This window comes from Acinetobacter sp. 148 (assembly GCF_031196675.1).
GTDB lineage: Bacteria > Pseudomonadota > Gammaproteobacteria > Pseudomonadales > Moraxellaceae > Acinetobacter > Acinetobacter baumannii.
On record NZ_JAVIMT010000039.1, the window covers coordinates 30,595 to 41,901 of the forward strand.

8 protein-coding genes and 2 pseudogenes are annotated in these 11,307 nt (G+C 39.6%); 9 read left to right on the plus strand and 1 reads right to left on the minus strand.

Translation table 11 applies throughout. From position 1 onward, the window contains the following. Positions 1-213: 213 nt before the first annotated feature. The 9 genes and pseudogenes from RFX69_RS07205 (at position 214) to RFX69_RS07245 (ending at position 10,575) form a co-directional block, all read left to right on the plus strand. Positions 214-1,467, plus strand: coding sequence for an NRAMP family divalent metal transporter (locus RFX69_RS07205; RefSeq protein WP_001987220.1), 1,254 nt, complete (start codon positions 214-216; stop codon positions 1,465-1,467). A gap of 34 nt (positions 1,468-1,501) precedes the next feature. After that, positions 1,502-2,266 carry a LamB/YcsF family protein gene (locus tag RFX69_RS07210; protein ID WP_000496067.1) on the plus strand — a complete coding sequence of 255 codons (765 nt, stop codon included), beginning with the start codon at positions 1,502-1,504 and terminating at the stop codon, positions 2,264-2,266. An 11-nt stretch (positions 2,267-2,277) separates the two neighbouring features. Next, positions 2,278-3,084, plus strand: coding sequence for a putative hydro-lyase (locus tag RFX69_RS07215; protein WP_289333027.1), 807 nt, complete (start codon positions 2,278-2,280; stop codon positions 3,082-3,084). A gap of 32 nt (positions 3,085-3,116) precedes the next feature. Beyond that, the gene (locus RFX69_RS07220) at positions 3,117-4,703 is read left to right on the plus strand and encodes an urea amidolyase family protein (protein ID WP_289333025.1); all 1,587 of its coding nucleotides are present in this window, start codon (positions 3,117-3,119) and stop codon (positions 4,701-4,703) included. Next, positions 4,700-6,418, plus strand: coding sequence for a biotin carboxylase N-terminal domain-containing protein (locus tag RFX69_RS07225; protein WP_309169053.1), 1,719 nt, complete (start codon positions 4,700-4,702; stop codon positions 6,416-6,418). The genes RFX69_RS07220 and RFX69_RS07225 overlap by 4 nt, the downstream gene beginning before the upstream one ends. A gap of 303 nt (positions 6,419-6,721) precedes the next feature. Continuing rightward, positions 6,722-7,942: a chloride channel protein gene (locus tag RFX69_RS07230; RefSeq protein ID WP_289333022.1), complete on the plus strand. Its 1,221-nt coding sequence runs from the start codon at positions 6,722-6,724 to the stop codon at positions 7,940-7,942. 641 nt (positions 7,943-8,583) lie between these two features. Further along, entirely contained in the window at positions 8,584-8,958 is a 375-nt protein-coding gene (locus RFX69_RS19395) for a POTRA domain-containing protein (RefSeq protein ID WP_375143708.1), read from the plus strand. Next, positions 8,954-9,163, plus strand: a pseudogene (locus RFX69_RS07240) (putative toxin); the annotation flags it as partial. The gene RFX69_RS19395 and the pseudogene RFX69_RS07240, both read left to right, overlap by 5 nt. An 11-nt stretch (positions 9,164-9,174) precedes the next feature. Beyond that, positions 9,175-10,575 carry a hypothetical protein gene (locus RFX69_RS07245; RefSeq protein WP_000669679.1) on the plus strand — a complete coding sequence of 467 codons (1,401 nt, stop codon included), beginning with the start codon at positions 9,175-9,177 and terminating at the stop codon, positions 10,573-10,575. A gap of 547 nt (positions 10,576-11,122) precedes the next feature. On the opposite strand, the pseudogene RFX69_RS07250 reads toward RFX69_RS07245, so the two are convergent. Continuing rightward, positions 11,123-11,200 (minus strand): annotated as a pseudogene (locus RFX69_RS07250) (IS3 family transposase); the annotation flags it as partial. Positions 11,201-11,307 lie beyond the last annotated feature (107 nt).

Genomic DNA, 11,307 nt, shown 5'->3' on the forward strand with positions numbered 1-11,307 from the left:
ATAAAAATCAAATACTTAAAATTTTAAATTTCTGTAAAAAGTCTTATTGTTCGTAGGGATTAGCTATGTTTTTATTTTAAACACAAGATTTGATCACCGATTGTGTTGATTGGGGAACAGGGAATCTTTGTCATTTAAAAGGATTAAAGAATATCGTTTGGGACAAAAAATGATGTTCTTGATTCAATTTGAAAATAGCGTTGTTAAGCTCAAATGGATGAGGAACGCATTAATATGTCTTTACTGAAATCTTCTTTTTTATCAGATCGCCAATGGGCCATTGTTGCCTCAATTTTTATGATGGCGACCTCTGCAATGGGGCCAGGATTTTTAACCCAAACTGCTGTATTTACAGTTAAGTTAGGTGCTGCATTTGGCTTTGCAATTTTAATTTCTATTTTGATTGATTATGTCGTCCAACAAAATATCTGGCGAGTGGTGACACTTACCCAGATGCGTGCATCTGATATTGCCAATAAAGCCTTACCGGGTAGCGGTTATTTATTGGCGTTTCTGGTGATTTTGGGTGGTTTTTTCTTTAGTGTCGGTAATATTGCAGGTGCAGCTTTAGGTTTAAATGCACTTTTTGGCCTAGACACTAAGTGGGGCGGTATTTTAAGTGGTGCCTTAGCCATTTTGATTTTTGCTTCCAAAAAAGCAACGCTTGCCATGGATAAAAGCATGATCGTGTTGGGATTGCTTAAAATCTTGCTGATTATTATTGTGGCCGTCATTGTAATGCCTCCTGTTGGGCAAGCAGTTCAGCAAACCTTTGCTCCAGACCAAATCGACTTTGCCATTATTACCACGATTGTTGGTGGTACAGTTGGTGGTTATATCTGTTACGCAGGTGCGCATCGCTTACTCGATAAAGGCGCTGTTGGACCTGAAAATATTAATGAAGTTGCCAAAGCTGCGACCAAGGGCATTGTTGTAGTCGGCATCATGCGTTATGTGTTGTTCTTAGCATTCTTAGGTGTGGTGGTAAGCGGTGCTCATATTGATTTAGCCAGTCACGATGCCAATCCGGCAGCCCAAGCATTCCAATATGCGGCAGGCACATTTGGTTTTAAATTATTTGGTTTAATTTTCTGGGCAGCTGGTATTAGTAGCACGATCGGCGCAGCATATACCTCAGTTTCATTCTTTACTGCATTTAAAAAGAACTTAACACCAAAACAGACCAACTATACGACCATTACCTTTATCGCATTAGCGTTATTGCTCTATGTGTTATTGGGTGCAACTCCGGCAGGCCTACTCATTTTCGTAGGTGGTTTTAACGGATTGGTGTTGCCAATTGGCCTTACAATTTTTGTGTATGTGGCTGCATGCCGTAAAGATTTAATGGGTAATTATAACTATCCAAAGTGGTTGCTTATTTTAGGTGGATTAACATGTTTGTTGACGTGGTGGATGGGCTATATGTCATTTACGACAGTATTTAATTATTTGACCAAACTTTAAGCCAGACGACATGAATTGATAAAGGAATAATGCCATGTTTGTAGATTTAAATAGTGATTTGGGCGAAAGCTTTGGCTCATGGAAAATGGGTAACGATGACCAAATTTTACCTGTCGTGACCAGTGCGAACATTGCTTGTGGTTTTCATGCTGGTGATCCGCTCGGCATTTTAAAAACGGTTCGTAAAGCGGTTGAACTTGGCGTGACCATCGGTGCTCATGTGTCTTACCCGGACCTTGTTGGATTTGGCCGTCGTAATATGGATTTGTCACGTGACGAACTGATTGCCGACGTGCTTTACCAAATTTCTGCGCTCGATGGTTTGGCAAAGGTGGCAGGCTCAAAAGTGCAGTACGTTAAACCACACGGCGCACTCTACAACACCATTGCACATGATCAAGCTCAGGCAGCAGCAGTGATTGATGCCATTAAAATGTATGACCCTGAACTGGTTTTGGTGGCTTTGGCGGGTTCAAACTTAGTCGAGCAAGCACGAGCTGCTGGTTTAAAAGTTGTGTCCGAAGCATTTGCAGACCGTGCTTATAACAGCGATGGTTCATTGGTGTCTCGCCGTTTAGAAGGTGCGGTTTTACACGACTCGGCATTTGTTGCGAGCCGTGTGGTGTCTATGCTTAAAAATGGTGGGGTCGAGTCAATTGATGGCGTATTTACCCCAATTCAGGCTGACACGATTTGCTTACACGGCGATACCGACGGTGCACTAGAAATGTCGGCTGCCATTAAAGCCGAGCTTGTAAAAAATAATATTGAAATTCGCCCATTTGTAAATAAAACATAAGGAAGAGCGCAATGTATAAGGATATTAAAGTCGACCCAGCTCAGCTTGAAGCCGCATTACATGCACGTTTAAAAATCCGTACAGGTTTCGATAAACCAACGGCGGGCATGGCTGCGGGTATGACGCAGGTCAACATGATTTCAGTGCCAAGAGATTGGGCATATGATTTTTTGCTCTATGCACACCGTAACCCGCAAAGCTGCCCGGTGCTTGATGTGCTCGAAGAAGGCATCTATGCAACTAAGCTTGCAGCAGATTCAGACATTCGAACTGACTTTCCACGTTATCGCATTTGGAAAGATGGCGAAATGGTCGATGAAGTAACCGATGCGAGCGAGATTTATAACGCTCATCCTGATTTGGTGACTTTCTTAATTGGCTGTAGTTTTTCGTTTGAAACGGCTTTGCAAGAAGCGGGTATTGAAGTTCGTCATATTCATGATGACACCAATGTGCCGATGTATCTGAGCAATATAGAGTGCGAACCGGCAGGGCGTATTTCAGGAAATATGGTGGTTTCCATGCGACCAATTCCGTCTCATCAAATTAGTGAAGCAGTAAAAATTACAGCGCGTATGCCAAGTGTACATGGGGCACCTGTACATATCGGGCACCCTGAAAGCTTAGGTATTAAGGATGTAAATAAACCTGACTTTGGTGATGCTTCTCGTATAGAAGCGGGTGAAATTCCAGTATTTTGGGCATGTGGGGTAACACCGCAAGCAGCAGTCATGAACTCGAAAATTCCTTTTGCGATTAGTCATGCACCGGGTTACATGTTTATTACCGATATTCCTGACCGTGCTTGGATGGGCTAAATAGCTAAAGAAGAATTAAAAAGGATAAGCAAATGCGTTTTTTATCGGTAAACGCCGATTGTTTTCTGATTGAGCTTGCGAGCTTAGAAGAAACATTGGCGTTGTACAATAAATTGCAAAATACGCAATTGAATGGAATTAAAGAATTAGTCCCCGCTGCAAAAACAATTTTGGTTTTTTTTAATGAGATCGAAACCAATTTTAAAACGCTAGTTGCTTCAATTCAGAGCCTCAAAATTGATTCTGGATTTGAGCGTAGCGGCCAAGAAGTGATTGTGCCGATTTGCTATAACGGTGAAGACCTTGCGCAAGTTGCCGAGTTACAAGGGCTGACTGTTGCTGATGTGATTAGAAAACATCACCAAAGCGTGTGGAATGTGGCTTTTATTGGTTTTGCGCCGGGCTTTGCGTATATGAGCAGTCCCGATAAGCCTTTTACCGATATTCCACGCTTAACGGTTCCCCGTAAAAAAATACCGTCAGGCTCTTTGGGGTTGGCTGGAAAATACTCTGGTATTTACCCAAAAGACAGTCCGGGTGGTTGGCAGCTGATTGGTACAACAACAGAAAAAATGTGGGATTTAGAGCGTAAAAATCCTGCATTGCTGTTATCGGGCATGACTGTACATTTTGAAGATGTCACGCATCGTCCAACTACGGTGACTGTACCGCAGCAAATCACACGTAAGGCTGAGCCGAAACAATCGGTGCCACTATTTACAATTACTGCGCCAAGTTTACAAATGCTTATTCAAGACGAAGGGCGTTTAAACCAGACCAATATTGGTGTTGGCGTGGCTGGTGCAATGGATTTATCTGCCATGCATAGTGCCAACCGTATTGTGGGTAACCTAACCGATACACCTGTCATTGAAGTTTTAAATGGTGGGCTAAAAGCCAAAATGCAGCATGCAGGCGTTATTGCGGTAGCAGGCGCAATCTCAAACATTCGTGTGAAATTTGCCGATGGTCAAACCGCAGACTTTGCAAGCTATCAACCGATTGATTTGGATGAAGGCGATGAATTTCAAATACAGCCACCAACAGCAGGCTTAAGAAATTATTTGGCAGTTCGTGGTGGTATAGACGTTGAACCAGTACTCAATAGTGCCTCGTTTGACAGCTTGGCAGTGTTAGGGCCAGAACCTTTAAAGCTTGGAGATACCATTTACCAAGGGCAGGTAAAGGCAACCAACATTAGCGTAAATGAAGTGGGCAAAAGTGATTTGCCAAAAGCTGGCGAAGTCGTTGAGCTAGATATTGTGATGGGACCACGTACCGATTGGTTCGAACAAGACAGTATTGAACTGCTATGTCAGCAAGAATGGCTCGTGACCAATGAAAGCAACCGTGTCGGGCTAAGACTTTCAGGTGCGCAGCCTTTAACTCGCAAAATCATCCATGAACTGGAAAGTGAAGGCACGTGTATTGGCGCTTTGCAAATTCCACCGAGTGGGCAGCCGGTTTTGTTTATGAATGATCATCCTTTAACGGGCGGATATCCGGTCATTGCCTCAGTTGCTAAACACCATTGGGATTTGGTGGCACAGATTCCGGCAGGTTGCCGCATCAAATTTAAAAAAATTGCCGAATTCACAGATTTTGAGAATGAAAGATGAATACAGAAAAATTATTGATTGCTAACCGTGGTGAAATTGCCGTTCGTATTATCCATGCTTGTCGTGATATGGGAATTGCATCGGTCGCGTTATATGCAGATGACGACATTGGTAGCATGCATGTCGAACTTGCAGATGAAGCATGGGGCTTGGCTGGTGCAACTGCTAGCGAGACTTACCTAAATATTCCTGCGATTATTGAAGTTGCAAAGAAATCGAAAGCGACGATGGTGCATCCGGGTTACGGCTTTTTATCTGAACGTGCTGAGTTTGCTCAAGCCGTGATTGATGCAGGCTTAAAATGGGTAGGGCCATCTCCAAGTGCCATTGAAAAACTAGGTGATAAAATCGAAGCGCGTAAAATTGCAGCTTCGGTTGGTGCGCCCTTGGTTCAGGGTACGCAAGACCCACTCAATAATGCAGATGAAGCTTTAGAGTTTGCCAAACAATATGGTTTACCAATTGCCATTAAAGCCGCATTCGGTGGTGGTGGCCGTGGCTTAAAAGTCGCGTGGAAACTCGAAGAAGTGAAAGAGCTTTATGAGTCGGCAGTACGTGAAGCAAAAGCTGCCTTTGGTCGTAGTGAATGTTTTGTCGAGCAATATCTTGATAAACCGCGCCATGTAGAAGCGCAAGTAATAGCCGACCAACATGGCAATATTGTGGTACTGGGTACACGTGATTGCTCGTTGCAACGCCGTAACCAGAAATTAGTTGAAGAAGCACCAGCACCTTTTATTAGCGATGAGATTTATCAGCAAATTTTAAGCTCGGCAAAAAATATTTGTCAGGCAGCAAACTATGTGGGTGCGGGAACAGTTGAATATTTACTGAGTCGTGACGGCAAGCTTTCATTCTTGGAAGTAAACACACGCTTGCAAGTTGAACACCCAGTGACTGAAGAAACTTCCAAAGTCGATTTGGTGGTTGAGCAAATTCGCGTGGCACAAGGCCATGAGCTTTCTATTAAAGAAACACCGAAAGCTCAAGGTCATGCCATTGAGTTTCGCATTAATGCCGAAGACCCAGCGCGTGGGTTTATTCCGGCCTTTGGTATGTTGAGTTTGTTTGAAGCGCCGTTTGGTAACGGTGTACGCGTGGACACTGGCGTTCGAACTGGTTCATTGGTATCTAGCCACTTTGACTCACTCATGGCAAAACTGATTGTCACTGGTCCAACCCGCGAAGTTGCAATTGCCCGTGCGAAACGTGCTTTAAAGCAATTTAAAATTGAAGGTGTAGCTTCGGTTTTAGACTTCCACCGTGCGGTACTCAATGAACCTGACTTTACCGATAAATTTAATGTACATACACGCTGGATCGAAAATGACTTTAAACAAGAGCTAAAGCCAACCAAACGCGGCATTCCAAACCATCAACAACCAATGTTGCTGAGCTACATTGAAATTGATGGCAAGTTACATCGTCTAGGTTTACCTGCGGGCATGTTTGCACAAGGGTCAGCAACCGCCGTTCAAGCCCAAACAGCCGAGCCAGAAGTCAGTGCCGAGCATTTACTGGCACCCATCAATGGTGTGATTAGTGCTTGGAAAGTTGAAAATGGTGAGCAGGTCACCGAGGGGCAAGTGGTTGCCATTATGGAAGCCATGAAAATGGAAGTTCAAGTACTGGCACATCGAAGTGGTGTTATTCAGATTGGTGCTGAAAAAGGCACGACCTGCCATGCAGAAACCGTGATTGCGAGTATTCACTAAGCTTTGAACTGTTTTAAATTGATTGAGTCTTAGTACGCTAAGACTCAACATAACCTTTATCTATCAAGTTGGTGAGGAAATTTTTCAACGTTGTCGTTAACGAATTTCGTCTTGAAAAAACACAGTAATTATGAGATATTTGTCACAGTTTGGTGATACTAAAAAATTAATCACCGTATTGAAAGCTCGCATATGCGGGCTTTAATTTTTAGCCCAGTTTAAGCATTTCTCACTTAATGAGCTGGCAGCATAAAAAAAATTTGAGAATTTGGCACTCACTCAAAGGCGAATTGAAGAAAGCGAATGAAAATTCTACCTTCATCTGAATATGATCAAATTCTAAAATACAGTGTCTACTGGCTCGTCATTTCGATTGTGATTGGAGCCGTTGCAGGGTTAGCATCGACTTTAATTTTTGTAGCTTTTGATATTTCAAATAAAGTGAGAAGCCTGCATCACTGGCTTATTTATTTCTTGCCTTTTGTAGGTTTTGGTATCGGTTATCTCATTAAAAAATATGGTTCGCCCATTGAACGCGGAACTCATTTACTGATTGATGAAATTCACCAACCCAAGTCGTTTATTCCAAAACGAATGAGCCCCATCATTTTTATTACTTCAATTTTAACGCAGTTGTTTGGTGGTTCGGCAGGGCGTGAGGCCCCAGCAGTTCAGCTTTCAGGTGCTTTAATTGACCACTTAAGCCATATATTAAAAATCTCGGAAGATAACCGAAAAATTTGCTTAATCGCCAGTATTGGCGCGGGCTTTGCGGGGGTGTTTGGCTTGCCTCTAGCGGGTGCAATCTATGGTTTAGAAATTACTGCCTTAGGTAATTTAAGATACTCAGCCATTTTTCCATGTTTTGTGTCGGCGCTGATTGCTTCGGCCATACCTGAGCTATTCGAAATTGTCCATCCGCATGTTTTTTATGTGATTAGTGAATTTCCAGCTATTCATTTTGGAACGCTCATGAGCCTAATTGCAGCAGGGTTGATCTTTGGTTTAGTTGCGCGTTTCTTTATTGCAGCTATTCATTTTGCGAGTGACGTTTTTTATAAATATGTTCGGTATTTGCCTTTAAGAACGATGGTGGGCGGTATCGTCATTATGCTACTTACTTTGTTCACTGCGCATCAGCAATACAATGGTTTGGGTACAGATAAAATCATTTCATCTTTTTATGTGCCGATTGAGTTCTACGACTTTTTTAACAAGACCATTTTTACCGCCATTACTTTAGGTTCAGGCTTTAAAGGTGGTGAAATTACCCCGTTGTTTTATGTGGGTGCGACATTAGGTAATGCTTTAGGGGCGGTTTTAAACCTACCAATTTCATTGCTTGCAGGCCTTGGGTTGGTCAGTCTTTTTTCAGGCGCGAGTAAGGCACCGTTAACCTCTATTATTTTAGCTGTTGAGCTATTTGGAATGAATGTTGCCACTTATGCGATTATTACTTGTTTGTTGGCAGCGCTATTTTCTGGGAATTGTGGGTTGTATCGCCGTAAAAAGTTGATGGATTGATTAATGCTTTGTAAGGAGTTGAGTGGTTTTAGGTTGCTTAATTCCTATTAAATCTTCTTTTTTAATAATAATGATAAAAATTAGCCTAGTAAGTAAAATACTTCTAAAAATATGAAAAGAATTGAATTTATATTTTATAAAAGAAGATGGAAATTAATTTTAATGAACAATTATTGTTTTCTAAATATTTAAATCATGGGTATACATTAATAAAAATTAAAAATATTTAAAAAATTTCCAAAATGTTTCAATTATGAATTTTTTATGACATTTATTGTTGATTATGAATGATTCATGTAGTTTTTGTTTGATTTTTTATCTATTTGGTAAATTAAAAATAATATTTTATGCAAAACAAAATTTTTTTTACTCACGCTTTTTTTCTTTTATATGGGTTAGCTACGCATGCTTATGCTATCGATGATATTTCTTTACCAGATCGTATACGTCAGGAACAACGTTTAAAAGAGCTTAATCAACAATTAGAAGCGCAAATCACTCAACTTCCACCTAAACCTGATACTACCCAATTGCAGGATTTTAAAACTATAGTTGTTCCGGAAGAGCCATGTGTTCAGGTCAAGAATATTAATTTTGATAGCAAAACGTTACAGGACCCTGAATATTATAAATTTCACTTTATGCTTCGGGCAATCTGGAACCATCCCCAGAAGATCATTGGCAAATGTATCGGTACGCAAAGCTTACATAACCTCGTTAATTTTGCCCAAAATGAGTTGATTAAAAAAGGATTTATTACCAGTCAGGTTACTGTTGACCCTCAAGATATCCAGCAAGGTTCTTTGCGACTTGGTGTGCAGATTGGGCGCTTACGTAAAATCATCGTAGAAGGTGAGCAACTCTCCTTATTACAACTTAAAGCAGCTTTACCCTTTAAAGAAGGTGATGTCCTGAATTTACAACAACTTGATCAGGGACTAGAAAACTTAAAACGAGCTTATACGGTAGATATACAAATTTTGCCGTCAAACGAGTCTGTTCAGGAAACTCGGTAATGGCGGCACATTAGTTGAGTTCAAGAATGTTCAATATCTTACAGATACTAAACAGCTTAGAGGCTATGCTGCAACAGGAAAACCAGTTAGTTTGGTTGTGAATATGAACACAAAAATATCCGAAACAGTAAAGAATAATATTTTATCTAATAAGGGAACAATTCAAAGATTTGATCCTATTAAACAGACACTCCACCCATATTAGGAAATTATCAAATGAAGTTTAAACGCCCTATTCATAGTAAAATTTTTACTCCAAATATGTTGAGAGAGCCCCAAGATTTTTTTAAAAGAGTACATAATTACTGTAACTTTTTCCCAGAAATGCTTCCAGAGAAGTGTGGTTTTTGGGAACCATTAAAAACCCCATTTTCACCTGAGATAATAGAAAAATTAGTTCCTAATGACAAAGGGGGAGCCGCTGATCGATTATTGTGCCAACGTTTAAAAAAGCCTCGTTATCAAGGAAGTTTTTGGCCTTCATTGCATGGAGAGACGCATAGTGAGGAATATCTTACCTCAGAGTTTACTCAAATTGATCAGCATAAATTGATAAATTATCTGAAAACTACTACCTTACAATTTAATGCGGACTTAGCAATTATTGATGCAAATCGTCATTCGGAACCACAGTTAGGAATTAAAGAAGGATGGCGTGGGGTAACACCTTTTTCCCATGAACTAAAACATTGGTTACCAGATATGTATTGGGGAACGGTATTTGGTAAACCTTATGTCGATTTATTTGGCTTAGAGTGTTTATTGTCTACCCCCGCGTATAAAGTAGAAAAGTTATCAGATGATGCTGTTTACATTCAATTAACTGAGCAAGTACAAGATATATTTGAAAAAACAGAACATGTGGATGAACAGCGTGAAATAGTTAAACATCATTTGGGTTCTGATGCCTTTTGGTCACCAGAAAAGGCTTATGTAATAAACACGGATTATAGAGTTTTAAAAGGCTTATCTGAACATAATGTAATTCATATTCCTTTGCAGACTAATTATACTGATGTCTTCCGTGTGCCTCATTTTAATTTAATATCAGATGCTTATATGCAAGCAGAAGTACCGCCGGAAAATATTTATACATATTTGAAGGAAATAAAGGAATTTGGTACCGATCAATGGATTATTCAATTGTCTCAAGCATGGTTATTACGCATGTTTGATCCTATAGCACTTGGTTATGGTGTTGAGGATGTTTATAGTCATGGTGAGGTAAGTGAAATAGAGTTTTTTTATAAACCAGATGGATATGACGCTCCTATAGAAAAGGAACTATTTATTGGAGCGTGGGATCGACCAGAGCAAGAAACAATGAGCCGTCAGAAGTATGCTGAATCCATACTTCAAGTATTAGCTAGTAATTACCCATTAGCGCAATCAGAATGGTCAAATGTAGAAAGTAAAGTTGATCATTTTGAGGAATATTCAGAAGTTTATTTAGACCAAATCGATCAACAAGAGTTTAATTTGTTTCGTATAGCAATTAAAGTAATTGTATTTGAGCGGTTTTTTGTTAAGGTCACTTTCATGGATTATTGGTGTAATGACTTGAGTGAATCTCAAGAAATTTCTAACCCAATTTTTAACTCGTTTAAAGCGAAGTAATATTTAGAAATAAATTTTATTGTTTTATATAAGGGGGGCTAATCCCTCCTTATTAGTTAAAATATTTAATTATTAAAATTGAATATTAAAGTAAAAACGGTAGAACTTCTTATTTCTAGATTTTTAGTTATTTAATAGATAAAACCTAAATAATTGTTAGCCTCCTTATAAAATTATTTTTTATACAATGAGTAATTAAATATAGAAATATTAGAAGACTATCATTTATTGAAATAGACTATTGAATTATATTGTCTGTAAATTTAAGATAAATATATAAATATTAATTTAAATAAGAAATAAATAACAAAGAAACTATTTTATTTCCTCTTACTTTTTAATGATCTATTTTAAGACAAATGTCACTTCCTACGCTTGACGCCAACAATAGCGAATACTATCCTTTGCCTGCTGGCCTACATTGCCAGTCGGTTTTAGCAGACCGAGAGCGTATAGCGCATCAAAAAAGCAATTTTTTGGTGGCGAACTCGTTCGTCCCCCATTCGTAGCGGTAGGATGATCTGCCCCCATAAAGTTGGACAGTTAGTTAAGCAGTTTTTATAAACTGGTTTCTATATTGTACAGGGGATAAACCTTGTAGCTTCACCTTGATTCTCTCATGATTTGTATTAGTTCAGACTTGATCGTACATTCTTCTTGAAAAAGAGAAAGTTACCCGTTTTGATAAAGGTGTCGAAATCTTAATCAAACAAAGGTAACTTTCTTATGTTG